Raw genomic sequence first — 24,127 nt, 5'->3', positions numbered from 1 at the left:
TCTTACTTTTCAGATCACACAACAAAACATTAAGTAATTTTATTATAGTATAGGTTGGCATTCCCATACGACGCTCTCCTGTAAGGGAGCGTCGTATGGGAATGCCAACATTAGATAAATCAATAAATCAGTTTTTATTCATATTGACCCAAGCCACGCTGATGCAAACTAGGTATCCCATTCTTCGGGCAAGCTTCACTAACATCTGCCTTTTCCAACCTAAACCAAATTTAAGATTTTTCAAACACAGGGTTCACAGCAGCTAGTTTACCTTACCTAGTAGCGCGTCTAGACTAAAATTGTAGGTAAACTATCCCCCCTCTCCTACCTATGCTGGTGGTGGTGCATAGTAATGGTAGAGAAAGTGTGGAAAGTGTGGGGAGTGTGGGAAGAAATTAAAAAAAATATACATCTTCACCATTACTATGCAGGACTACCCCTATGCTTTATAAACATCTTTCTTAACATAAAACTTGACAAAATCGATAATTTATGGGTTAGTCTTGGAGAGACTTTTTCTCAAATAAACGTATTGAAAAATACATTTATTTGAGAACCAAAGATAAAATTCTTACTCCCCTCCCTTCCCACACTCCCCTCCCTTCCCACACTCCCCTCCCTCCTCACAAGGTTTTCAGGAATTCCTTATCAGGGATAGCTCTCCTACAAGGAGAGGGGTTGGGGGAGAGGTCTTCATTAACTCAAATTTACCCACATTTTAAAACTAGACGCGCTACTAAACCGAAATAGTTTTTTTTGAGATACTCTTCGACGGTTAGTTAGGCACGGAGATTATACTCAAACCAGGATTTTTGGTTTGCTGGCGCAAGGCTATGACTTTCATCTCCCATAGCGAAAAATTTAGTCAACTTAAATCAAATGCTTTGGGAAGTCTAATCCAGAGATGCTTCTGTTCCCAAGCATTTGCTCTCTTTTAAAAGCCTGTAGACCTATCTCCTACGGTACAGTTAAACCTAAAAAAAACTTGGTTCTCTGGTACTTTTTGCTTAGAGTTTTTCCATCCACAAGCTCAAATTTGGCAAAATCCAATAACTCTAGTTTCAAAGGTGAAGTGTACTACCCATATTGATAGCTATAGGTTTTTAGAGCGGTTGAATATTTGGTAGTGGTATACAAGTAGTGATATATTAAAAAAAGTCAAGTAGTCAAGGAAATACTATTTCTTTGAAACTAAGAATTTAAGATAATTTCTGTTCCCAGTTAAGTGTTAAGTGTTCCCTACCTCTACCCTAAATCACAATCATCAAAGGACTACCGAATATTTTTCCAGTTCTCTGACTATACTAAAGTAGCCCCCTTATGAGCGAGGCTTTAAACCCAAAAATTGGGCAAGGTTATATCAAAGACAAAACTAACAACCACGTTCTACAAATACAGAGTTTCTAGGTTCAAACACTGAAGTAGCGGGTGATAGTCTTCTACGGCCTTGTTGTGCTATATCCAGACTATCGTCACTTGGTACTATTCTTCTAGCGTTTTGTTGCCAAGTAACAGGAGATTTGGTTTCCGGAAGGGTGGGTAGACTAGGCAATTGTTGGCCTTGTATATCTGGTAATTGGCTTACTGAAGATTCTTCTTGTGTTAATTCTGGTACTGGAATTTGGGGCACAACAGAAAATGGATCTCTAGTCCTAGGAACAAATATTGTTTCCGAAACGCTTTGATCTGTTGTAATACTATCTAGCTGATTTTCGAGATTTTGTTTTAGAGATTTTTCTCTTTCTTCTGGATCGGTAGATTTGATCAAGTTAGCAACTGTATTAGATTTTTCCGGAACTTCTGCTGATGGAGATGGTGAATCAGAAGATGGAGGGGCTGAGACCTGAGCTAGGATTTGCTGATAAAAACTGCTGGAATCTGATAATGTTATCAGTTGCATCTCCTCATCATTAACTGCTAGGGATTCACATCTAAGTATCCAGAAAGCTAATATTCCTATACTGACGAAATACAAAAGCTTGCTCATTTTTAGGTTTTGTTTCTGTTTGGCAATATCACTTTAATTTTATAGTTGATATTAGCGTTTCTGCTAGCTCCATCATCAAAATTTTCAGTTTTTCTCCAATCAATATCAAAATTTCATCATTTTTAAGAATTTCAGAAGATTTATTTCTCCTTACTCTTTGGTTTAAATCTTAATTTCTTCCTAAGTAATTTGAAAACCTCGCAATTATTATAGTAAGTAATCAGACATAATTAGGGCTGGCCGAATAAATCCGAAACCTTAATTAAATCAAGATTTTCACTATATCTCTTGCAAAAGTTTTAATTAAATCAATTCAAGATATGAAATCAACAATTTAATCTCCCTATTCCTTGTTCCCTAACTTCTACAAGAAGTCTACTGTGTTATACCAAGGGTGATAAATGTTTGTTAAAATTATAGTTAGGCTGTTTATAGGAGTCTGTGAACCAGCCAGAATGAGTCATAATTAATAGCTTAAATACCAATTAAAGTTAACTATGATGGATAGGGAAATTGAAATAGTAAGGATTTGATGATGGTTAGAAATTGTTTGTTAAATTAAGGTTAAATCTTTCTTTAGGTTTGCTTAGGCCGGAATATCAAGTGTTGCTCACCCTTGATGAAAGTTTTCGGTCATAATCCAACTAGATTAACTATTCTGACTCTACTTAATAAGATTTTATTTTTTATTAGGAGAAGAAGTCTACAGTGATGTTAACTTTCAGTCTAGAAGTATATCACTACAGAGCTTTTGATTTCTTTCCGACTAATTAGCAGTAGTCCTCTTCCCCATATATTCAACATCAACTTAAAACCATCGCTAGAATGGCTTTAAGTATATTTTATAATTTTATTTATTAAGATATTATATAACTTTTATTTTGATAAAATTAATTGAACTTACGATAGAGAAAAAAATACTAAATTATAGTATTTTGAGATTTTTCATTATAAAACCGAGATGAGGCATAAAAGGTAATAAATTATGAATAATGGTTCTATATCTCCGGTTGTACTAATTATTCTAGATGGTTGGGGTTATCGAGAACACAAAGATGGAAATGCCATTTCTATGGGTGACACACCTATAATTGATAGTCTTTGGCAAGCTTATCCCAAAACTTTAATTCAAGCTTCTGGGAAAGCAGTAGGTTTGCCAGAAGGTCAAATGGGTAACTCAGAAGTTGGTCACTTAAACATTGGAGCAGGACGAGTTGTTCCCCAGGAATTAGTAAGAATTTCTGATGCAGTAGAAGATGGCTCAATAGCAAAAAACCAAGCTATTGAAAAGATTTGCCAGGATGTGATAGCTCGTAATTCTAAACTACATTTAGTGGGTTTATGTTCCCCTGGAGGAGTTCATTCCCATGTAAACCATTTATTAGGTTTACTGGATATGGCTAAGGCCAAAGGAATTTATGATGTTTGTATTCATGCCATTACTGATGGACGTGATACAAATCCCAAATCAGGAGTTCAGGTACTTAAACAGATAGAATATCATACTAATCAAATTGGTGTAGGAAGAATTTCTACACTTAGTGGTCGCTATTATGCAATGGATCGGGATAAACGATGGGACAGAATTCAAAAAGCTTATGAAGTAATGACTAAAGATGGTTATGGAATTGGTCATTCTGCTTCAGATTTACTACAAAATTCCTATAGTGAGGGTGTAACAGATGAGTTTTTTATCCCAGTTAGAGTAACTCCTGGAGCTGTAGAAGCAGGAGATGGAGTAATTTTCTTTAATTTTCGCCCAGATCGTGCGCGTCAATTAACTCAAGCTTTTGTAGATACAGATTTTAATGGGTTTGACCGCCAACAAATTCAACCATTGACATTTTTAACTTTTACTCAGTATGATTCTAATTTCCCAGTTTTAGTGGCTTTTGAACCTCAAAATTTGAATAATATTCTGGGACAGGTAATTTCTCAACATGGTCTACGTCAGTTCCGTACTGCGGAAACTGAAAAGTATGCTCATGTAACTTACTTCTTTAATGGGGGTTTCGAGCAACCATTTGAGAGAGAAGACCGAGAATTGATTCAAAGTCCAATGGTAGCTCATTATGATGAAGCACCCGAAATGTCTGCAGAAGATGTGACAGAAGTGGCGATCGCTGCAGTGAAAAAGCAAATCTATTCTCTAATCGTCATTAACTATGCCAACCCTGATATGGTGGGTCATACTGGGGTTATGGATGCTGCAGTAAGTGCCATTCAGACAGTTGACCATTGTCTAGGAAAGCTTTTAGAGAGTATTAGTCAAGCAGGTGGCACAGCAATAATAATTGCTGACCATGGAAATGCTGAATATATGTGGGATGAACATGGCAACCCTTGGACAGCCCACACTACAAATCCGGTGCCATTTATACTGATAGAAGGAGAGGGACGTAAAATTCCTGGTCATGGGACTAGAGTACCTCTACGAAATGATGGGCGGTTGGCAGATGTAGCACCAACTATTTTGGAAATTCTCAATCTGCCTCAACCTGCTGAAATGACTGGAAAGTCAATGATTGATAAGACAGAGTACGATCTCAAACAAAATCGTACTCCTGTGCGAGTGGGTTTGTAAGGTTTCTCAACACTAAGTTATTAGTAAAATGACCTTAACTTGATTAATTAATGAGAAGACTATGAATGTTGTTCAACTTGCGGAAATTATCTGGATTATATCAGCTATAGGTATTGTTGTATTTGTCTTGTTACATAGTCCCAAAGGTGATGGGATAGGTGGTATTGGTGGACAAGCTCAATTATTTACTAGCACTAAGAGTGCTGAGATAACTTTAAATCGGATTACTTGGACTTTCTCTGTGCTTTTTATGGGTTTAACTGTACTTCTTAGTGCAGGGTGGTTGCCACAATAGCTTCCTGACAAAGGAAAAAACTTTACCAGAGATTTGTATGGTAAATCGGTGAATCTAGTTATATCAGTGCTTGAATTGTATATTGACCAATTTAAGGAAGCTCAAATTTGTGAGATACTCCCACACTAACCATTCGGTATAGTGTGGGTTTCTCCTTTCCCAGTCCTGAACAGCATCGGACTCTAAGAGCTTTAAGAACGGAATGCCCTGCCGCCGTATTTTTGATATTTATCGCCACATTCAGAAGTGGATACAAGCTTCCTGTTTCATTCGTAGGGGTTTGGTCTCCAAACCCCTACCCTATTTCCGGCAGGAAGTGCTATATTTATTGTATTTTGATAAATTTCTCCAAACTATTAACTAATGTGGGTGGCCAACGACGAACATTAGCTACCCAATCAAGGTCTTGATAACGAGGGTCTAATCCAACAGCAGCTACCCAGTTACTCTCAGCTTCTCCCTGTTTGCCTTGTTCCCAGAGACAAGCAGTTAAAGCTGCCCGCATATCTGCAAAGTTAGGATATTTACGGACAAGACTTTTGATGGTTTGTACTGCTGACTGAGTTTGTCCAATTTCATAAAGAGCTAGAGAATAATTGGCACGAGCAAAAGCATATTCGGGAGCTAATCCAGAAGCTTTTTTGTAATCTTCAGTCGCTTTTTCCCATTCTCCTAATCCTCCTTCTGCATTCCCACGGTTATTGTAGGCAACTGGGTCAGTTGGATCTAATTCAATGACTCGATCATAATCAGCGATCGCTTCTGACCATTTTTGGAGTCTTTCATAAGCTATACCACGATTTAGGTAGGGATCTGGTGCTAAGGGTACAATTTCTATTGCTTTTTCATAATCGGATATTGCTTCTTCTATTTTGTTTTGGCTGAGTCTGATATTACCTCTGTTGCTCCAGATGGCAGGGTTGTCGGGATATTGTTCTAGGATTTGAGTCCATAATTGTTCGGCGTTGGCAAAGTCACTGTTATTACTAGCATTTAAGGCTTGATTAAATAGATTGTCTAATTCTTCTAATTGAGTGGGGGTGATATTTTGTGGTTGAGTTGCAGCCATTACATTTGATGGGTTACTCAAGCAAAATACAGAGAATAAAAGAATTGTTATGAAAAGTTTCCGAATTAAGTGCAGCATATTAATTTTATTTTTACCATTTTTTATCATACTGTATATGTGTAAGGTAAGATTGTGTCTAATGGAGTTGAGCAGAATGTTAGATTCAGATAAGTTCTGTATCAAGATGCTAATAGGAAAAATCTGGCTTTGATGGGACTTATAGTTGAATACCTTGACTCAATATCTAGGTATGAATAACGGTTGTATTGACTCATAAATTATCTGAACTTGAAAGAATTTTATTTATTAGTAGTTAAAGCATTAATCATAAAATAACAAAGGAGTAATTATATTATTTCTGAAGATACTATTCAAGTTATAACTTACAGCATTGATGCTCCCAGAGCAGAATATGATAGCGAAGGACGTGACAAAGGAGGTATTGGTTTTCCATCTTCAACGGGTAAAGCTATTTCAAAGGTCTTCAATCAAATTAAACCTAAAATCGAAACTGTTCAAGTCGATACTCTAAAAGCAGAAATGACCAGGTTGGTAAATCTTATTGAGGAACTGCTGGATACAGCTGAAAGAGAAACTAAAGAAAAAGAATTGAAGTTGGATGAGATTGAACTTTCAGTTGAAATTAGTGAAAAAGGAGAACTTAAATTATTTGGTGCTGGTGCATTAGCTAGTGGCACTACAGGTGCTATTAAACTTAAGTTCAAACGGCAACAAAAACAGAATGTTTAAGATTGGTATAACCATTGGAGTTAATGAATAGTAAGGTATCCTGAATTAAAGCTCAACTATGCAGCAGATGATGCTGAGAAAATGAGAGATTTTTTGCTCAAGAAAGAAAAATTTAATTATGTATTCTGTTACACAGATAATTCTCCACAAGAGAATTATCTTCCCACCTACGCTAATATCAAAGATGTTTTAGGTTTACCAGAGGAATATCAAGAAAAATTTATAGAAGAGGGTGGCGGTGATTTTTGGTTTTTCTTTAGTGGTCATGGTGCAAGGAAAGACGATGATCAAGAAGACTATCTCTTACCTCGTGATGCTAGCAAGAGAGACCTTAGTGGAACTTCTGTTTCAGTCACATATGTAAGGCAGCAACTCCGAAAACCTGGAGCTGATAAAATTGTTGTTATTATAGATGCTTGTCGTGAAAATAGTTTTTCACAAATAGGGGAGCCAGTTCAAGCTCAAATACGTGAAATGGAAGAAATATTTATTTACAGTTGTAGACCTTATGAAAAATCTCGAGAACTTGACAAAGTTCAACAAGGAGTTTTTACTTACAAGCTGTTAGAAGCATTTAGAAAAGGATATGTCACTCCTCAAAAGTTAGACGAATATCTTCAGCTTGAAGTTGCAAAATTAAGTAACCAGGCTCCTATTATAAGGTATGATTCAACAGAAATTTCTAACTTAATTTTGACTCCCAACTCTGCTAATGAAGATGAATAAAAAATTTAATAACTGAAGCTTTTACAGCTTCAAAAAAAGAAAAATGGTATGATGCAAATTCGCTGTTTAAAAATTTAATTGACGTAAAAAATGTAAAACAAGGAGTATATTTAGATGAAAATGAAGACAAAGAGTATCGCAAAGTATATAAGCAAATAGATAAAAAACAAAAACAAGCTCCTCAGCCAGGGTCACGAATAAAAAGTATTCAAGGTAATAAAGTTAAGTAATAAAGTTGATGAAGTTTTAATAATAATATTATGTTCGGTTAAATAGTTATTATAATTAAAGTTCGTAGTATAGTTCTCAGCCCGAACTGTAGATAGGGCTGAGAGCTATACTACAAGAAAAAACTTTATTATAAGTGATTATCCGAACATGATATAAGACTTATTATTATTCTGTTGTTTTTTTTATTAGGAATGCCCTTAATGGAAAACATTTTATCAGTGATTTTTCGTGATGAACCTCAAACTCCAAACATGATTTAAAATAGAATTAATTCAAAACAAAAATTATCTTAGCATCAAAAATTTTTCCTATAGTAATAATTTAAAGTGGGAAAAGTAGATGTTAAATGAATGTATCTACTCCTCATCTCTACTCAAATCTTACAACTCAAATCATATTTTTTGCTTTAGCTTGAATCAATAAATCTGAATCATTAACAAACAACTCACTAACTTGACTATCGCCTAACTTTTTCAACGCCAACAAACAAGCATATTTCAAGTCAAAAATTCTTGTCTGACTAACACTTTCTCTGAGCAAAGCTATCGCCCGTTCATCTCCTAAATTTGCCAGAGCAAGTGCAGCAGCACCACGAGATTTCTGAAACTGAGGTGCTGTGTTGTGCAGTGCTTCTACCAACAGATCGTAAGCATTAACATATTTCAGCCAACCTAAAAGTTTAACTACATGATAGTGAGCACCATAATCATTATGAGCGCTTTCAGCAAAGGTTGTCATTAATGCTGCACCTGCAACTTCTGGGTAAACTTCTAAAAGAGTTTTGCCAGCTAGATAACACCTGCCAAAATCTGTACTATATAATTCCTTAATCACAAATTCTAAAGCTGGAGTTTGGTCATATTCGTGAACTAACTCTAGATCGTTGGGATGGTCACGAATAACTGAATCTAAAAATGATTCGATTTCAGCAAAGTTAATTTCACCTGTGGGAATGCCTGCTTCTGCTAAGAATCTAATTCCCCGAAGACGAAAAACCATTGAAACAGGGCATTTAGCAATATTCGGAATTGACTCATAATATTTAGCATCAATCAGGTCTTGAATACAACCTCTTCTAGCATTAATATCTGAGTGTTGTAAAAATTCGACTACTCTGGTCATTTGAGAATAGTCCCCTGTTAAACGACAAACAGTAGCGATCGCTGCACTAGCAATAGGTTCGTCATCGGATTCTGTAAACTGCTGAATTTTATTTATGGCAGGTTGATAGTTAAATTTTGCCAACACCTGAATAATTAAACGATAACTTTGACCTGGTTTTTCTAACAACTGAGCAATTTCTGCGAGAATTTCTTGATTTTCTGTTCCTATTTGACCAATTGCCCAGACAGCATTTTCTGTAGTGTAGCAGTCTGCATCACTCAAGCAACCTCGAATTGTAGGCAGTGCTGATGCCACATTCAAACGCCCCAATGTTTCGATCGCCTTACGTCTAGCAATTTTATGTTCTAAAATTGGATTAGTATCTTGTATAGTTTTGATTAAAGCATTAATCGATCGTTCGCTGGGAAAATTAACTAAATGACTTGCTGCAATATAGCGGTCTGATTTATCTTCTAACTCTTCTAGGGGTGCTTCTAACAAAGCAATTGCTTTTTCTTCAGTTAATCCAGGAAATATATTGAAAAAACGCTTATCCATATTCTTGGCGTGTTAATTACAATCAATAATTAGTTTCTTGAATAGATCGTATAATAGTTTGGGACATATTTAAAATTTAGAAGTAAAAGTAGTGAGCCACTCTCCATCCTGTGCAGTACGTAAATGTCCTTTAGGTGCATTGATAGTAAAATTTAGATCGTCATAACAGAGCCACAATCCATCCTCTTCTGATAGATTGTATCCTAGAAGCCATTCTGCTTTTAAGAACCAACCTACACATTCACTAAATTTTTTATATGTTTTATAATCATAGATATTAATTTCACCGAAAAATTTTGGTTTAAAGCCTCCATTTTTAAGGGGATAATAAATAAAAATTTTCATGATTAGTCAATCCTATCTGTTTTCAAGGAGAAGTAATTATTCATTATTCATTATTCATTATTAATTATTGGACACCTACACTTAACCAAATATGTTTTTCGATACTAAAGCCAAACCGTTTATTACTATAATTCAACCATAATTTTTCGATAGTGTTTAAATCACTACTAGGTAAGTTTGTTATATCAAAACGATTCAACCAACCTTTTTTTCCTTCTGGTGAGGCTCTGAGTATCAAAGACCGAGTTTCTATATCAGCCTTTTTCCACTCTTTAAAGGGTAGTAAATCTCTAAGTGGACGATAATCTAAATCCACTTCTGTATAAAGATCGGAATTTCCTATTTTTGGAATCAACATTTGTAATCTTACCCAAAATAATACTAATTTATTAAAATATAGAAGAGTAGGAAAAATAAAATTTAACTCCTAAACAATTGCTAAAAACAATGAGTTTAGTGTATGATTAGGAAAAAAATATAAATTTCGATTTTCTTTAAATAGTTGTCGATATATTACTTTTAAATCAGATGAAAATATGACTAATACTGTGTCGAATTAATTTCCATCAAGCTAGTTTTAAGAGGTTTTGTTTTCAGAAAAACCTTCCAAACTATATTGTGAGAAAATTGTGTTTTTTTAAATCCAGTATTGCTGATTCTATGTATCATAATCTAGTTATTAACTTTGGATAGTAAAACACTTTTTTCGATCTGCTAATCTCTAAAATTATACTATTATTCACCAATACAAAATATCCCTGTCTTTAATACTCCCTAGACAAAAGCAAAAAAAGTCCGATAAGATATAATTTTTTTCTACAATTTTGTCAAGCAATTAAGTAGTAAAAGTAATAAAAATTAACTTTATAGATTTTGCATATTACTGAGTGAACTTTTATTAATTTGTTTCTCATAAACGAGATTTTAAACTACTATTGCCTTATATATTTAATTTGTGACTATTTAAGTCAAATATTAGAATTAGCTTTATAAGGAGAATTCAATGCTTGATGCTTTTTCCAAAGCCGTAACTAGCGCTGACGCTGGTGGTAAGTTTGTTGGTGGTGAAGAGTTAGAAGCTTTAAAAGGATTTATTGCTGAGGGTAACAAGCGTCTAGATGCTGTTAACTCTATTACTAGCAATGCTAGCTGTATTGTTACTGACTCTGTTGCTGGCATCTGTTGCGAAAGCCCAGGTTTAACTGAACCAGGTGGCGGTGTATACACTAACCGGAAAATGGCAGCTTGTCTACGGGATGGAGAAATTATTCTTCGTTATGTTACCTATGCACTGTTAACTGGAGACGCTTCTGTTCTCACAGATCGCTGCCTCAATGGTCTGAAAGAAACTTATGCTGCTCTGGGAGTTCCCACAGGTAATGCAGCTCGCGCTGTTGCTATTATGAAAGCTTGTGCTGTTGCCCACATCACAGCTACCAACACTGAAGCTCAAGCTGGAAGCAAATACCAGAAGATGAGCTTTACTCAAGGCGACTGCTCTAGTTTGGCCGGTGAGTGTGCTGGCTACTTTGATGCAGTTATTGCTGCTATCAGTTAAGATTAACCAGTTTTAGACTTAACCTAATTAACATTTCAACCCAATTTATTTTCAGAAGAGGAGAAAAACTCAATCATGAAATCAGTTTTAACTACAACTGTTGCTTCTGCCGATCTAGCAGGTCGTTTTCCCAGTGGTTCCGATCTAGAGTCAGTACAAGGTAGCTTACAGCGCTCTGCTGCTCGCCTTGAAGCAGCTGAAAAATTAGCAGGTAATTATGATGCTGTAGCTCAAGAAGCTGTTAATGCTATTTATAGCAAATTCCCCAATGGCAGTGGCCGGGATATGGATGCACAAGCTCAAAAAGATAAGTGCAAGCGCGATATTGTTCACTACTTACGCTTGATTAATTATTGTCTAATTGTTGGTGGTACAGGTCCTCTTGATGAGTGGGGAATTGCTGGAGCAAGAGAAGTATACCGCGCTTTGGGTATTGATACTGCTACTTATATTACTGGATTAAGCTTCCTCCGCAGTCGTGGTTGTGCAGATCGTGATATGTCTGCTCAAGCTTTGGTAGAATACAATGGATATCTTGATTATTTAATTAATTCCATGTCGTAATCTCTATAAAATATTGCTACATAATTTTGCTTTGTTAGTAGGATTCAGAAGATATGAATTGAAATTGTGTTAATTATATTTTAACTGATTCTACAACAAGGCAAAATTTAGAGTATTTAAGAGCAAAATAAATTTTTCAGAAATTTAATTAAACCATTAGGTCTCTAGGAAAAAAGTAATGGGAAACTTAACCACATCAGCAAGTCTTGGTTTAGATGCTTTTGAAGTCGATCCGCTACAACTCCACTCCAATAGTACTGAAGGAGAACTAGAGTTAATAATAAAAGCAGTCTACAAGCAAGTTTTAGGAAATCAGTATCTGATGGAAGGCGATCGCCTATCTAGTGCTGAGTCTATGCTCCGTAATGGTGACATTACAGTCCGTGAGTTTGTTAGGAGTGTGGCTCAATCAAGTCTTTATCAGAAACTATTTTTTGAGTCTTCATCTCAGTACCGCTTTATTGAGTTAAACTTCAAGCATCTATTAGGTCGTCCTCCTCAAGCACAGGAGGAAATTTCTGAGCACGTTCAGATTTATAACGAAGAAGGGTACGGATCTGAGATTAACTCCTATATCGATAGTGAGGAGTATATCGAGAGTTTTGGTGAAAATATTGTACCCTATCCTCGCAGTATTCGTTCTATTGTTGGGCTGAAAAATGAAGTTTTCAACCGGACGTTTTCTTTATTACGGGGTTCTGCTACTAATGATAGTGATAACTCTGCCAGGTTAATTACTTCAGTAGCTGCTAATTTACCTACTCCCATCAAGCTACTTGCTGTGGGTAACGGAGCTTCTTACGGCAATACAGAAAAGCGCTTTAGAATTGAGTTTTCTAGCTCGAAAGCTCCTGCTAGACTGAACAAGTTTAGTCGTCAGGAATGTGTAGTTAACTACAGCCAGATGTCTCAGCAAGTTCAAAATATTCACAAGACTGGTGGAAAAATTCTAAGTATTACAGAAGTAGCATAGTATTTTTCCTTTTATGTAATCTACCCCGGTGCTGTATTGGTTTAGCAATACAGCAGGGGTTTTTTGATGTATTGTAATTATTATATTATGTTCGGCTCAATACTTATAATTAGGCTCGTATAGTCATTTTAAATAAGAATGAAACATTTTTAAAGCTGAAAGCCTTTGATAGTAAGAAATTTTTGTCTCAGTCTAAACTAAAATGACTATACGCATTTAGCGGGCTAAAGCCCAACTACAAACTAATACTTTTTTATAACTGATTATCCGAACATAATATTAGTTGTCATAATGATTATAATTTTTCCATGTCTCTAGAACAAACAGATACTTCTCTAGCAAAACCTAGACAAGAAATAGCCCAAAAAACTTTGTCTCCAGAAGAAATAGATACTTTTCTAGCAGAAACTAGACAAGAGGCAATCCAAAAAACTTTTGACACCAATGATAGCCAACGGTTACAACTTATGGTAGAATGCTTGGGCGATTCTCGGGGAATGGTGCGCTTAGGTTTTGCTGAGACTCTTGGACAAATTGGCAAACCAGCTACTCCTTTTTTGACTGGAGCTCTTCTAAATCACTCCAATCCTGTTGTGCGACGAGCTAGTGCCAAAACTTTGACCCTAATTGCCGATCCAGATACAGTTTCCCCCCTCGTCCATGCTCTACTCAATGATGAAGATACGGTAGTTAAAGGATCGTCAGTTGGCGCTCTCGCTCGGATAGGAGAATCTGCAGCCCCTGTGCTATTAGAAATTTTAGGATCGACAGAATATCCAGAAAGCACTAAAGGTCATGCTGCTTGGGCTTTAGCATTTATTGGACCTGAAGCAAAAGAGCATTTGTATCGGGAGATTAATTCTGAAAAGGTAGCAGTTAGGTCTGCTGTAGTAGGAGCGATCGCCAAAATTGCCCAAGATTCGGGAGAAGAGGAGGCTATCAATATTTTGATAACTGCCCTAGGAGATTCGTCAGAAGAGGTACGCACTGAAGCAGCAGCAGTTTTGGGAAATTTAGCTTACAAACCAGCAGTTCCCAGTCTAGTTGAATTACTCAATCATCCTACTAGCGGTGAAACTCGCAAGGCAGCAGCTTTGTCTTTAATGAAAATTCGTTCCCATAGTGCTTTAGAGCCGTTGCGAGCAACATGGGAACAAGAGTCAGAGGAAGAGATTAAGAAAATTATCAAATTGGCAATTACTCAATTAGAGAGGCAATCTCCAGAAAACGATTCGGAATAATACAGCAATTCTCCTTGTTATAAGGTAGAGGTACATCAGTCGCGGGCAAGATGTCCGCACTACAAATAATTTATAACTAAATATGTCTGCATATAGCTCTGACCTTCTGTAAATCAGCTACAAAATCTACGCACTCAAACAAGAAACTGGGTTTATTTCTATAAACCCGCTTTCTGCCTATGTCTTAGATCAATTATCAAAATAATTGGGTCTAAAACTTCGCCTTAAAAGGCGAAATATTTTTGGAGGGTTGCTCTAATCCCGGTTACAAAAATAACTTCTGACTTCTGACTTCTGACTTCGTTAACTCCCCTGCTCTCCTACTCCCTACTCCCTGACTTAAACTTCAACATATCCAAGCGAGATAAAGCACTATTAGCAGTTTGCCGTACATAGGTATCAGCAGATTCATCATTAGCTAATTTGCTTAATACTTCTCTAGAGCGATCGTCATCAATAGAGCTAACAGCATTAAGAATTGCTACTGCCAAGCCTAAATTATCAGTCCCATCAAGAATTTCCAGCAAACTATCTAAAGCAGGCACACCAATAACCCCTAACGCCATTGCCGAGGCAATATGAACAACAGGATTTTCATCATTGAGTCCTTTTTTCAAACCCTCAATTCCTTCAGAGGGGAAGGGAACATTCTTGTAGTTGATAGCTACCTGAGCTAGAGCTTTAGCGCAACTACTTCTAATAGTTGAATTATCACTTTTGAGTAATGAATCTACGAGAGATGGTACTGTATCTATCCCAATTGCCCCCAATGCCTTAACTGCTGCTCGCCGATAAACGGTATCTTCTTCTGCCAAAATTCCCATCAAGCGAGGAATAGTAGTTTCATCGCGAGTTTCGGCTATTTCCCACATTGCTCGCTCGCGCAAGTTAGGGTTAGGGTGTTTTAGTTGCTCAAATAATGAGGATTGTGTCATCTTTTTCTGGGTAATTTGACAAATAAAGTATACCGTAAGAAATTAACTGTTTCATTTTATTAGGACTTAGGCAGAAACCAGGTTTATCAAGGAAATTTCGTGATTTGAAATACAATAATACCAGGTATGAAAAAAGAATACTACAAAAATGTCCCAAAAGCGATCAGAGATACTTAAAAAGAGCTTCTCCAATTCATTTGAGAGGGGTTGCTGAACAAAGGGATGAATCTTTGCAGAAAAGGTAAATCCCATCTTTTACTTCCTATTTCTCTAAAACTATAATTCCAGAATGCAAATATGCAACGCCCATTTGAGAAAGCTATATCTATCATTTTCCCTTTTTTTCTTCAATATTTATTCCAACTTCCGTCTTCCAATTGCCGTCTGATATCAAATCCTTTTAATTCGGTATAAAAAAATGTTCCATCTTCAACCATTAGACATCTCCAGAAAAGAGGGAACAGGGAACAGGGAACAGGGAACAGGGAACAGGGAAGAATAATCGATCATTTCTGGATAAGAATTGATTTTACTTTTTATTTTTGGAGATGTCTATTACCAAATATTTCTTCATCTGTGCGTCTCCCTACCTCCCCATCTCCCCACACGGACCACACAGACCACCCTCTTTATCTAATTACACCAATGACCGGATTTGATATGACCTACGGAGGTTGCATGCAACATACCTACGATTTGTAACATTTATCGCGCTTGGTATAATCATGGCAATAAACCTGGTTTCTGGCGTTGCTGAACTAAGGGATGAATCTTTGCAAAAAAGGTAAATCCCAGCTTTTACTTCCTCTTTCTCTAAAACAATAATTCATCCCGCAAATATGCAACGCCTGGTTTCTTGTTTAGGTGCGTAAGTCCTGTTTATATCAAATCCGATTTAAGAGTTGTCCATAGCGACTGTTTCATGTCTGACGTTATACCAATTCCCAAAAGCATTGCTATACTTAGGTCGCACTTCAGTTATTAAGTAATTAACACAGGGGAAATTACTTTTTTGCTCTTTATTAGCCCAGTTAATGTTTATTATTCTTATGTTTATTCCTTTCCACACGGACCACATTCCCCACACTTCCCCACCCGATCGGATATAGCATTCTTTTTGAGAAATGGTATTACCTCCGCATTCCGCAGGAAAGGAAGAAAAGGAAGCAATTTATAAAACCTTGAGATTGCTTCCTTTCAGTCCGCTACAACTGGAACGGATTTTCAAGTAATTATTCAGACTTAATATCATCTATCCTCTATCCTCAGTCAAAAAAAACCAAGGAACTCTTGGTTAGTTGCTCACCCACTATTAGGTAAGTAACAAACTAAGAGTTCCAAAGTTCTAAAATTAAACCAGTTTTAAAGCAAAAGTATCACCCTTGCTTCAATTCCTATTTTAATTAGGATAAGGAGTTGATTACATAGTCGAGAAGAGAATTGTACTCAGTCAATGCTTGAGGAGACAGATCGCGAGGAGCACAACCACGGTTACGAGCAAAGCTTAAAGCTTCAACGTAAGGAGCAGTAGGTAAGCTGAGAGCACGATAAACTTCACGCTGACCAGCAATTCCCCACTCATCAAGAGGACCAGTTCCACCAACAACTAAGCAGTAGTTGATCAAGCGCATATAGTGCTTGATATCACGGAGACACTTAGACTTAAAAGTGTCTGTGGAATTAGCTTCACCAGAGTTGTTTAAGTAACCATACTTCTTGATGCAAGCATCATAAGCTTCTTGAGCAACTGCATCAAGATTGCTTCCTAGCTTTTCAGCAGCTTCTAGACGAGCTGCTGCACGTTGGATAGAACCTTGTACGGACTCTAGATCGGAGCTGCTAGGGAAACGACCTGCTGCATCAGCAGCGGAAACTACTGTAGTAATAACTGATTTCATGTCTTTAAACTCTATTTTTTGTTGGACTTGATTAGATTTGGATTCAAACTTGTTTGGCTAATCGTCAAAGAGCGACAAGCCAATAACTAGATGTCTCGACCGGGTATGGCGAGATATTCTGAGAAAAATTAGCTTAGAGCAGCAATTACTGTATCAAAATAGGTGCCTGCTTCAGCAACTAGGCTAGCACAGCGATCTTCTGTTACAGTAGCACCCATTATGCGCTTTTTAGCTCCTGCAAATTCGTCACTTGGTTGATCTTTGATGTGAGCAGCAGCTTGAGCTTTCATAATTTGAACGGCACGAGCAGTAGATTGAAGAGGTACACCTAAAGCAATATAAGTTTCTTTTAAACCATTTAAGCAACGGTCGTTGAGAACGGAAGAATCACCAGCTAGTAGTGCATAGGTAACATAGCGAAGAATGATTTCTCCATCACGCAAGCAAGCAGCCATGCGACGGTTAGGATAGCAGTTACCACCAGCTTGGATTAATCCCTGGTTTTCACAGATCATACCAGCGATAGCATCAGATACCATGCAGCTTGCGTTGCTAGCAATAGCGTTTACTGCATCAAGACGTCTGTTGCCTTGAGCAATGAATTCTTTTAAGCTAGCTAATTCAGCAGTACCAATAGGAGCAGTTTTTGTATCTGCTGTAACTACAGCTCTTGAAAAAGCATCTAACATTGAGCTCTCCTTAGTTTAAAAATTGTTTTTTCGTAACCTTGAGTTAACTATCTAACAAGAGGGTCTGTTTTGTCTCGCTTTCTGAGTAAGAAAGTAATATTTTGTAAAGAAGTAAATATTTGTTACAATTTTCTAACTAATGGGGTGTCAACAACATAAGATATAAGCAGAATTTTTATTAAATTCAATAAATAAAGGAATGGAAAAGTTAGCTACATTAGCAACTCTAGGTATAAATGCCTTTGAAGTTGACCCTTATAGAACTACGCCCCAATCCCACTGAAGAAGATGTACAGATAGTAATCAGCGCAGTTTACAAACAGATATTGGGCAATCAGCATATTATGGAAAGCAATCGTCTTTCAAGTGCTGAGTCTCAACTGCGTAATGGAGAAATTACTGTTAAGGGATTTGTCAGAAAGGTAGCTCAATCTGACTTGTATCAATCTCTGTTCTTTAGTAGTAATAATCAATATCGCTTTATTGAGTTAAACTACAAGCACCTACTAGGTCGTGCTCCTCAAGATCAAACAGAAATTTCTCAGCACGTTCAAATGTATAATGAACAGGGATACGAAGCTGAAATTGATTCCTATATTGATAGTGAAGAATATAGCGAAAATTTTGGAGAATGGATTGTCCCTTATCCCTATGGTATTACTTCCCAAATTGGTTTCAAAAATGACACCTTTAACCGGATATTTTCCTTATTAGGTGGACCTTCTACTAATGACAACGATAGTCGTTCTCAATTGCTATCTTCTCTTGCCAGTAATTTACCAACTCCTGTTAAACTTCAAACTAAAGGAAATGGAGCGAACTATGGCAATACTGGCAAGCGTTTTCGCATTGTTTACTCTACCTCTAAAGCACCAGCTAGGCTGAACTACCTCAGTAAGAAAGAACTGACAATTAATTATGCTGAGATGTCCCCATTTATGCAAAACATTCATCGGACTGGTGGGAAGATTATTAGTATTACTGAACAAACCTAATGCTTGGTTGTGGGTAGGTTCAAAAATCTCTAAAAAAGTTTTGTTTTAAAATTTTTTGTGAAAAAATAAGGGGAAATAGAAATTGATTGTTATTGATCGGTTTCTGTTTCCCTTTTTTCAATTATCTAGGGCAAAAGCTTGGGAAGACAAGCATCTCTGGGTTAGGCGTTGCTGAATCGAAGGATGAATCTATTACCGAACAGGTAAATCCCATCTTTTACTTCCTCTACTTCCTCTTTCTCTGAACTTACAATTCTTCCAGTTATGCAACGCTGAGAAAGTTCATGGCACATAAACTTAGAAATTTAGTAAAGGTCTTTTTTTTCAATGTCTAAGCAACAACTTATGGACTTTATAGAAGCCATTTGGTATCTATTTAAGAAGTTACAAGTTCAATAGCCATCTGGGTTTGATGATTCTGGCAGTCATTTTTCATAATTTTTCGGCCTCCTGAACCCTTGTAGTTGTTAGGCTCCTTAAAACGGCTTTCCTAAAGCCTTTGTATTTCAATAAAAGATACCAAATGGGTTCTATAGTAGCTGTCAAAAAAGATGAATCATTGAAAGCACAGCTAAAAGATGCCCAACCAGAGGAAATTCTCCGTATCGCCGAGCAAGCAGGATTTAATTTCTCTGAAGAGATTAAGGGGCGATTTAGGAACCGTTGGGCAGGTGTCTATTTCTGTCCTCAAAGAGAGGATATTAACGAGATATGTCCAGCACTTTGTCCGCCAGGTTTTAAGTCATTAGCTGAGTATTCTCAGTCCACCTTCTCTCCTTGGGATACACAAGAAAAATATGATTTTCGTTCTGGCGTGAAATACAGTTAAAAGATGATAACTATAAGAAACCGGGTTTATGGGAGATAGATGTCAGTATGGTAGGCTATCTAATACAAACCCGGTTTCTATACTTTTATACCGATACTACCAGATTTGATATAATACCTAAAATCTACAACCTTCTTCAAGCTGCTTCATAAAACCGATATAAAACGTCATAATTAGTGACATTTTAATGTTTACTTCCTGCTTCCACTGAGGCCGTCGGCGGTTACTCATCCACAGGCATTCACGGTCAAGCCGACCGCATTTCTTAAGTTAATACTGGCGTTTAAATCTCTGTCTATTGACAAGCCACATTCAGGGCAGTCATAAGTTCTTACATTTAAGGGCATATCTTGAACATGACCACAATTCGAGCAAGTTTTTGATGATGGAAAAAACCTATCAACTATTACTAACTCAGAACCGTACCATTGACACTTGTATTCAAGCTGTCTTCTAAATTCATAAAATCCTTGGTCTGCTATTGACTTAGCTAACTTATGGTTAGCTAACATTCCAGATACATTTAGGTCTTCTATGACAACAATGCCGTGGTTCTTGGCTAGATATGTTGTCAGTTTATGAAGTGCATCTTTGCGGATGTTAGCTACTCGTCTATGTTGTTTGGCTACCTTGACTACAGCTTTGTACCAATTGCTTGAATGCTTAATTTTCTTACTCAGTTGTCGTTGTAACTTAGCTAGTCTGTTTTGCGCTTTTTTGTAAGGCTTAACACTCTGGAAGACTTCACCTGTACTTAGTGTTGCTAGTGTCTTAATTCCTAAATCTACACCTACAACTTCAGTAGTTTTTGGCGTGGGAGTTGCACGCTTATCATAGCTGCAACTTAAATACCATTCACCTGCTTGTCTACTAATGGTGATTTTTTGAGTAGTTGCTTCAATTGGTTCATAAGTTTTAACCATACCAATAAAAGGTAATTTGTGACTCCATCCATTTAATTCTATGGGTTTTCCACAATTATCAATTGTGAATGAATCAGACTTACCTTTCTTCTTAAACCGTGGGCGTTTACCCAATCCTTGGAAGAACCTCTTAAATGCTTCACCTAAGTTTATAAAAGCATATTGATAAACTTTAGACGACAAGTTTTTCATCCAGGGGTAGAGGGGTTTGGTATGATTGGTAAAAACCTCTCTCAGTTTACGAGGGTTGGGCTTGTCACCATCTCTGTAAGCAGCATTCCATAAACTTAAACCCCAGTTGTAGCACCATCTACTATAACCTGCGTGTTGTGCCATCAGAGTTTTTTGTTTATTATTTAATTTGAGTTTGGTTCTAATGGATTTCATGGAGATTGAGCGCAGCCTGTCTAATGGTGTGCTTAAATACGTATTATATCGTTATTCGTTGATTAAGTCAATGCTCCAGCATTATTCAAGGCGTTGCATAAATGCGCTTGGGATTTTAATAGTTTTGTGTTTGGGGGCATCTTGCCCGTTCCTGATATTTTTGGACAGGCATCCTGCCTGTCCCACCCCCACTTAATATTCATCCCTTAATTCAGCAACGCCTTATTCAACAACCTGATAATATCTTGATAACCATTAAATTCTGCTAACATTAAAGCTGTACAACCGCCTCGATTTTTATAAGTTAAATTAGCCCCAAAATCAATTAACAATTTTACAGCTTCAGTATGACCTTGATATGCTGCCCACATTAAAGCTGTTGCTTCATTATCATCTCGAAGATTAATATCTGCTCCCCTTTCTAAGAGTACCTTTAAAATTTCAATATCCCCTTGATATGCTGCTTTCATCATCGGAGTAGAACCTCCTTGGGCAGCAATATTTACATCTACACCAACATCTAGCAAAATATTAATAATCTCTCTATGTTTATGCCAAATTGCTAAAGTTAAAGCTGTCTCCCCTAAATATTTACTATTTAATAAAGATGTCAGATTTTGCTTTTCTATTTTGTCTAATAAAATTGATACAATATCTGTATAACCATGAAAAATTGCACTAAATAAAGGTGTATCACCTGCTTGATTTTTAGTAATAATTTCTGCCTGATGGTCGAGGAGAAGCTTTACCATTTCAGTATGATGTTCTACTATGGCAAAACTTAGTGCTGTTTCTCCTTCTAAATCTTGAATATTAACATCAACATTAGCATCTAATAGAGTAGAAGCGATCGCCACATTTCCTTCGGCAGCAGCAGCCATCAAAGCTGTACCGCCATTTCTACTTTTAATATTTACATCTGCCCCTGATTCTAATAAAGCTTGGACAATTTCTAAATAACCTAAATCAGCAGATAAAATCAGGGCAGTTTCTCCATCTTTATCTCGAAAATTAACATCTGCGCCAGCTTTTAAGAGTTGATTTACAGTAGATAAATCACCTGCTTCTGCTGCTTGCATTAACCATGTTTTACTTTGCAAATTTCTAGTATTTACATCCACACCATGATTAATAAAAATTTCTCTTATTTCTGCATAATTACTATTAGCAACTACAGATAAAGTAGACTCATCTACCCTAGCTCCAGCATTGAGCAAGACTTTAACTACATCTTGATAACCTTGAGATGTTGCTAAACCCAAGGCCGTATCATGGTCTTTGTCTAGCACATTAACATCTGCTCCAGCAGCTATGAGTTGATTTACCACTACAATATAACCATTCATTGAGGCTACCATTAGGGGAGAAGCACCATCATCATTTTTGGCATTGACATCAGCACCTCTACTGAGCAAAACTTCTACTATTTCAGCTCGGCCATGAGCTGCAGCCAACATTAAAGCTGTAGCGCCAAATTTTTTTCTCGTATAGTTGACATCAGCGCCTTTATCTAGTAATGCAGAAGCTATTTGACGGTATCCCTTTTCTGCGGCCACCATTAAAGCCGTTGTCCCATCTAGAGCTTGAGCATTAGGATCAATATTTTGAGCAAGCAGGACAGATACTTGACTAAGATTACTATTTTTAACAGCCTGTACTAAGGCTGTTTCTTCTTTTTGCGAAGCCATACCAACAACTATAATCTCTATTTTTCAGATTGTGACATACTACCGACGCCGAATCAAAAATTACGGTGAGGTTGAGAACCCTCGCCGTTGAGCATTCCTGCGTGGCACTTATCTTTGACATCCTCTCCGGCTGTTAGGCGCAAAGAAACAAAACCGAATTAGGGTTTGCTGAAAAATTCTTTTTAAATTAACACATTTTGGTAGTTGGCTCAACGACTAATTACTCTGAAATTACGACCATATTTTTCTGCTTTTGCTTCTAATAAGGTGCGAAATTGTTTCCAGCCTAAATCACTAATTGCTCTAGACAATTTTCGGTTTTTAACCATACCAGAAACATTCAAATATTCTAAAATAATTGTTTGGTTTTCACGAATTATTTTAGTGGATAACTTATGGAGAAAATCGATTTTAGTGTATTTAAGTTTGGCAAGAAATTTAGCGACTCTGACTCAAGCTTTTTCGTACCGTTTAGAACCTTGAGTATTCTTATACCAAATTCAAAAAAGGCAGTTACAAGCGAAACAATAAACTTGCCTAATTAGCCGAACCTCTTTTCGGTCTAAAGGCGCACTCCTAAAGACTTGCCAGCGCGGTCTTGGGGTCTCCCCCATGAGCGACTAGCGCTGACACTACTAGCCCAGCAGCCTTAATTTATTAATAGTAGACTTGTCGCTTTATAAACTTAAAAATTCCCGAAAGCCTTGTCCTGTAAGGATTATAACTATTAGCAAATAAAAGTACCCAGAATTATTGCTCTGTCTAGGTTTGAGTGATTTTTTCCCTCTCTTTAGCGACAACTCTAGTATAGCAATGTGCACTGGCATATTTACACATTATTTTTTGTAGGCCTTTTCTAGAAGGCACTTTGAGCTTGGCCTTGTAAATACCTGAGCGCTCATTGCTATAGCATACTATCGTAAAAACCGCATGGGTTGGTTTTCGCGGAGGACGCTGCTCTACGGGAGAGCGCAGGTCTCCAACCAACGTTGAGATGATTTACTTAATTGGCGATACTTTTTAATTCGTTTTTTTATCAGACCCAGTTTTTCGGTCAGCTTACCCTCTGGTCAGGAGAAACCCAAACCTTATCTACATGATCGGCTATCGGGAGCGTCACTATCAAATAAGATCGGCTAGCTGTTATACTAAGTTTTATAAAGTTTTTTTACGAATCCTAGAGAGAAGATTAATTTATGGATCTGCCAATTCCAGAATCTATTAAACCATGGCTCAACTTTTTCCATCCTGCTATTATGTGGGTACTTTTGGCCTTGACAATTTATGCCTTGTATCTCGGTATTAAAGTTCGCAACAGTAGAACTGCCACAGAAACAGAAAAGAAAAAAGAATTTGCTAAATTTAAAATCAAGCATCACCAAGTTGGTTCCCTAATCCTAGCTTTCATGGTTTTGGGGTCTCTTGGTGGAATGGCTGTTACTTATATTAATAATAGTAAGCTGTTTTTTGGTCCTCACCTCCTGGCAGGATTAGGCATGACAGGAGCGATCGCTCTGTCTGCTTCTTTAACTCCTTTTATGCAGAAAGGCCAAGATTGGGCGCGGTACAGCCATATAGTTCTGAACGTTTCAATCCTGGGCCTTTTTAGTTGGCAAGCAGTAACAGGTGTAGAAATTCTGTTAAGGATTATCAGCAATATGTAAAACATTTTGACAGTTCATCGGATAAATCCGCGTGGATTCTTGAGAGATAGTTTAATATTTGATTTATGAATCAGCTATAATTGACATCCTCCCGACGCTGACCTGCACCTGCAGCGCGGGATTCCCGTCCATCA

21 protein-coding genes and 1 pseudogene are annotated in these 24,127 nt (G+C 37.0%); 11 read left to right on the top strand and 11 right to left on the bottom strand.

The window, feature by feature from the left end:
- Positions 1 to 1,372: 1,372 nt before the first annotated feature.
- Positions 1,373 to 1,987 (bottom strand): hypothetical protein, encoded by a 615-nt coding sequence (locus ACP6PM_RS20460; RefSeq protein ID WP_426587847.1) that lies wholly within the window; start codon positions 1,985 to 1,987, stop codon positions 1,373 to 1,375.
- 985 nt (positions 1,988 to 2,972) lie between these two features.
- On the opposite strand from ACP6PM_RS20460, the gene gpmI reads away from it, so the two are divergent.
- Both gpmI and secG read left to right on the top strand, forming a co-directional pair.
- Positions 2,973 to 4,571, top strand: coding sequence for a 2,3-bisphosphoglycerate-independent phosphoglycerate mutase (gene gpmI, locus ACP6PM_RS20455; RefSeq protein WP_426587845.1), 1,599 nt, complete (start codon positions 2,973 to 2,975; stop codon positions 4,569 to 4,571).
- Between the two features lie 61 nt (positions 4,572 to 4,632).
- On the top strand, positions 4,633 to 4,866 hold the full coding sequence (gene secG / locus ACP6PM_RS20450; protein WP_293095482.1) for a preprotein translocase subunit SecG: 234 nt from the start codon (positions 4,633 to 4,635) through the stop codon (positions 4,864 to 4,866).
- 325 nt (positions 4,867 to 5,191) lie between these two features.
- On the opposite strand, the gene ACP6PM_RS20445 is transcribed toward secG, so the two are convergent.
- A complete protein-coding gene (locus tag ACP6PM_RS20445) occupies positions 5,192 to 6,013 on the bottom strand; it encodes a tetratricopeptide repeat protein (RefSeq protein WP_426587843.1) in 822 nt (273 codons plus the stop codon).
- Between the two features lie 273 nt (positions 6,014 to 6,286).
- On the opposite strand from ACP6PM_RS20445, the gene ACP6PM_RS20440 reads away from it, so the two are divergent.
- Both ACP6PM_RS20440 and ACP6PM_RS20435 read left to right on the top strand, forming a co-directional pair.
- Positions 6,287 to 6,685, top strand: a complete 399-nt coding sequence (locus ACP6PM_RS20440; RefSeq protein WP_426587853.1) for a Pepco domain-containing protein — start codon at positions 6,287 to 6,289, stop codon at positions 6,683 to 6,685.
- A gap of 27 nt (positions 6,686 to 6,712) precedes the next feature.
- Positions 6,713 to 7,411, top strand: a complete 699-nt coding sequence (locus ACP6PM_RS20435) for a caspase family protein (protein WP_426587851.1) — start codon at positions 6,713 to 6,715, stop codon at positions 7,409 to 7,411.
- A gap of 618 nt (positions 7,412 to 8,029) precedes the next feature.
- Here ACP6PM_RS20435 and ACP6PM_RS20430 read toward each other — a convergent pair.
- The 3 genes from ACP6PM_RS20430 to ACP6PM_RS20420 form a co-directional block, all read right to left on the bottom strand.
- Positions 8,030 to 9,304, bottom strand: coding sequence for a HEAT repeat domain-containing protein (locus ACP6PM_RS20430; protein WP_426587841.1), 1,275 nt, complete (start codon positions 9,302 to 9,304; stop codon positions 8,030 to 8,032).
- Positions 9,305 to 9,373: 69 nt separating this feature from the next.
- Positions 9,374 to 9,649, bottom strand: a complete 276-nt coding sequence (locus ACP6PM_RS20425) for a hypothetical protein (RefSeq protein WP_426587840.1) — start codon at positions 9,647 to 9,649, stop codon at positions 9,374 to 9,376.
- Positions 9,650 to 9,713: 64 nt separating this feature from the next.
- Positions 9,714 to 10,007, bottom strand: a complete 294-nt coding sequence (locus tag ACP6PM_RS20420; protein ID WP_426587838.1) for a GUN4 domain-containing protein — start codon at positions 10,005 to 10,007, stop codon at positions 9,714 to 9,716.
- A 645-nt stretch (positions 10,008 to 10,652) separates the two neighbouring features.
- Between ACP6PM_RS20420 and ACP6PM_RS20415 the strand changes: the two genes are divergently transcribed.
- The 4 genes from ACP6PM_RS20415 to ACP6PM_RS20400 all read left to right on the top strand — a co-directional run bounded on the left by ACP6PM_RS20415 (position 10,653) and on the right by ACP6PM_RS20400 (position 13,985).
- Complete coding sequence (locus ACP6PM_RS20415; protein ID WP_426587836.1) at positions 10,653 to 11,207, top strand: phycocyanin subunit beta; 555 nt, start codon at positions 10,653 to 10,655, stop codon at positions 11,205 to 11,207.
- Positions 11,208 to 11,282: 75 nt separating this feature from the next.
- Entirely contained in the window at positions 11,283 to 11,771 is a 489-nt protein-coding gene (locus tag ACP6PM_RS20410) for a globin family protein (protein ID WP_426587834.1), read from the top strand.
- Positions 11,772 to 11,949: 178 nt separating this feature from the next.
- Entirely contained in the window at positions 11,950 to 12,744 is a 795-nt protein-coding gene (locus tag ACP6PM_RS20405; RefSeq protein WP_426587832.1) for a phycobilisome rod-core linker polypeptide, read from the top strand.
- Between the two features lie 308 nt (positions 12,745 to 13,052).
- Positions 13,053 to 13,985 carry a HEAT repeat domain-containing protein gene (locus tag ACP6PM_RS20400; RefSeq protein WP_426587831.1) on the top strand — a complete coding sequence of 311 codons (933 nt, stop codon included), beginning with the start codon at positions 13,053 to 13,055 and terminating at the stop codon, positions 13,983 to 13,985.
- Between the two features lie 320 nt (positions 13,986 to 14,305).
- On the opposite strand, the gene ACP6PM_RS20395 is transcribed toward ACP6PM_RS20400, so the two are convergent.
- The 3 genes from ACP6PM_RS20395 to ACP6PM_RS20385 form a co-directional block, all read right to left on the bottom strand.
- Positions 14,306 to 14,920: a HEAT repeat domain-containing protein gene (locus tag ACP6PM_RS20395; protein ID WP_426587829.1), complete on the bottom strand. Its 615-nt coding sequence runs from the start codon at positions 14,918 to 14,920 to the stop codon at positions 14,306 to 14,308.
- Positions 14,921 to 16,323: 1,403 nt separating this feature from the next.
- A complete protein-coding gene (locus ACP6PM_RS20390; protein WP_426587827.1) occupies positions 16,324 to 16,818 on the bottom strand; it encodes a globin family protein in 495 nt (164 codons plus the stop codon).
- Positions 16,819 to 16,946: 128 nt separating this feature from the next.
- Positions 16,947 to 17,507 carry a bleomycin hydrolase gene (locus ACP6PM_RS20385; protein WP_426587825.1) on the bottom strand — a complete coding sequence of 187 codons (561 nt, stop codon included), beginning with the start codon at positions 17,505 to 17,507 and terminating at the stop codon, positions 16,947 to 16,949.
- A gap of 236 nt (positions 17,508 to 17,743) precedes the next feature.
- Here ACP6PM_RS20385 and ACP6PM_RS20380 point away from each other — a divergent pair, with 236 nt between their 5' ends.
- Positions 17,744 to 18,502 (top strand): phycobilisome rod-core linker polypeptide, encoded by a 759-nt coding sequence (locus ACP6PM_RS20380; RefSeq protein WP_426587823.1) that lies wholly within the window; start codon positions 17,744 to 17,746, stop codon positions 18,500 to 18,502.
- A 523-nt stretch (positions 18,503 to 19,025) separates the two neighbouring features.
- Positions 19,026 to 19,331, top strand: a complete 306-nt coding sequence (locus ACP6PM_RS20375) for a Nif11-like leader peptide family natural product precursor (protein ID WP_426587821.1) — start codon at positions 19,026 to 19,028, stop codon at positions 19,329 to 19,331.
- 227 nt (positions 19,332 to 19,558) lie between these two features.
- Here the strand turns inward: ACP6PM_RS20375 and ACP6PM_RS20370 are convergent, their stop codons facing one another.
- From ACP6PM_RS20370 to ACP6PM_RS20360, 3 genes and pseudogenes are all read right to left on the bottom strand, one after another.
- Entirely contained in the window at positions 19,559 to 20,647 is a 1,089-nt protein-coding gene (locus tag ACP6PM_RS20370; protein WP_426587849.1) for an RNA-guided endonuclease InsQ/TnpB family protein, read from the bottom strand.
- 200 nt (positions 20,648 to 20,847) lie between these two features.
- Entirely contained in the window at positions 20,848 to 22,329 is a 1,482-nt protein-coding gene (locus tag ACP6PM_RS20365; protein WP_426587819.1) for an ankyrin repeat domain-containing protein, read from the bottom strand.
- A gap of 187 nt (positions 22,330 to 22,516) precedes the next feature.
- Positions 22,517 to 22,745: pseudogene (locus ACP6PM_RS20360) on the bottom strand (IS200/IS605 family accessory protein TnpB-related protein); the annotation flags it as partial.
- A gap of 780 nt (positions 22,746 to 23,525) precedes the next feature.
- Between ACP6PM_RS20360 and ACP6PM_RS20355 the strand changes: the two are divergent.
- A complete protein-coding gene (locus tag ACP6PM_RS20355; RefSeq protein ID WP_293105182.1) occupies positions 23,526 to 23,993 on the top strand; it encodes a DUF4079 domain-containing protein in 468 nt (155 codons plus the stop codon).
- The last annotated feature ends 134 nt before the right edge of the window (positions 23,994 to 24,127 follow it).

It is taken from the genome of Dapis brunnea BLCC-M229, assembly GCF_050015995.1.
In the GTDB taxonomy this organism is placed as follows: domain Bacteria; phylum Cyanobacteriota; class Cyanobacteriia; order Cyanobacteriales; family Microcoleaceae; genus Trichodesmium.
This window is presented reverse-complemented; position numbering and strand designations above follow the sequence as displayed.

Coding starts and splice junctions, on each gene's coding strand:
- ACP6PM_RS20445 (WP_426587843.1), bottom strand. CDS start 6,013: ATGCTGCACTTAATTCGGAAACTTTTCATAACAATTCTTTTATTCTCT.
- ACP6PM_RS20425 (WP_426587840.1), bottom strand. CDS start 9,649: ATGAAAATTTTTATTTATTATCCCCTTAAAAATGGAGGCTTTAAACCA.
- ACP6PM_RS20355 (WP_293105182.1), top strand. CDS start 23,526: ATGGATCTGCCAATTCCAGAATCTATTAAACCATGGCTCAACTTTTTC.
- ACP6PM_RS20385 (WP_426587825.1), bottom strand. CDS start 17,507: ATGTTAGATGCTTTTTCAAGAGCTGTAGTTACAGCAGATACAAAAACT.
- ACP6PM_RS20390 (WP_426587827.1), bottom strand. CDS start 16,818: ATGAAATCAGTTATTACTACAGTAGTTTCCGCTGCTGATGCAGCAGGT.
- ACP6PM_RS20380 (WP_426587823.1), top strand. CDS start 17,744: ATGCCTTTGAAGTTGACCCTTATAGAACTACGCCCCAATCCCACTGAA.
- ACP6PM_RS20375 (WP_426587821.1), top strand. CDS start 19,026: ATGGGTTCTATAGTAGCTGTCAAAAAAGATGAATCATTGAAAGCACAG.
- ACP6PM_RS20430 (WP_426587841.1), bottom strand. CDS start 9,304: ATGGATAAGCGTTTTTTCAATATATTTCCTGGATTAACTGAAGAAAAA.
- ACP6PM_RS20415 (WP_426587836.1), top strand. CDS start 10,653: ATGCTTGATGCTTTTTCCAAAGCCGTAACTAGCGCTGACGCTGGTGGT.
- ACP6PM_RS20365 (WP_426587819.1), bottom strand. CDS start 22,329: ATGGCTTCGCAAAAAGAAGAAACAGCCTTAGTACAGGCTGTTAAAAAT.
- secG (WP_293095482.1), top strand. CDS start 4,633: ATGAATGTTGTTCAACTTGCGGAAATTATCTGGATTATATCAGCTATA.
- ACP6PM_RS20410 (WP_426587834.1), top strand. CDS start 11,283: ATGAAATCAGTTTTAACTACAACTGTTGCTTCTGCCGATCTAGCAGGT.
- ACP6PM_RS20460 (WP_426587847.1), bottom strand. CDS start 1,987: ATGAGCAAGCTTTTGTATTTCGTCAGTATAGGAATATTAGCTTTCTGG.
- ACP6PM_RS20400 (WP_426587831.1), top strand. CDS start 13,053: ATGTCTCTAGAACAAACAGATACTTCTCTAGCAAAACCTAGACAAGAA.
- gpmI (WP_426587845.1), top strand. CDS start 2,973: ATGAATAATGGTTCTATATCTCCGGTTGTACTAATTATTCTAGATGGT.
- ACP6PM_RS20395 (WP_426587829.1), bottom strand. CDS start 14,920: ATGACACAATCCTCATTATTTGAGCAACTAAAACACCCTAACCCTAAC.
- ACP6PM_RS20420 (WP_426587838.1), bottom strand. CDS start 10,007: ATGTTGATTCCAAAAATAGGAAATTCCGATCTTTATACAGAAGTGGAT.
- ACP6PM_RS20405 (WP_426587832.1), top strand. CDS start 11,950: ATGGGAAACTTAACCACATCAGCAAGTCTTGGTTTAGATGCTTTTGAA.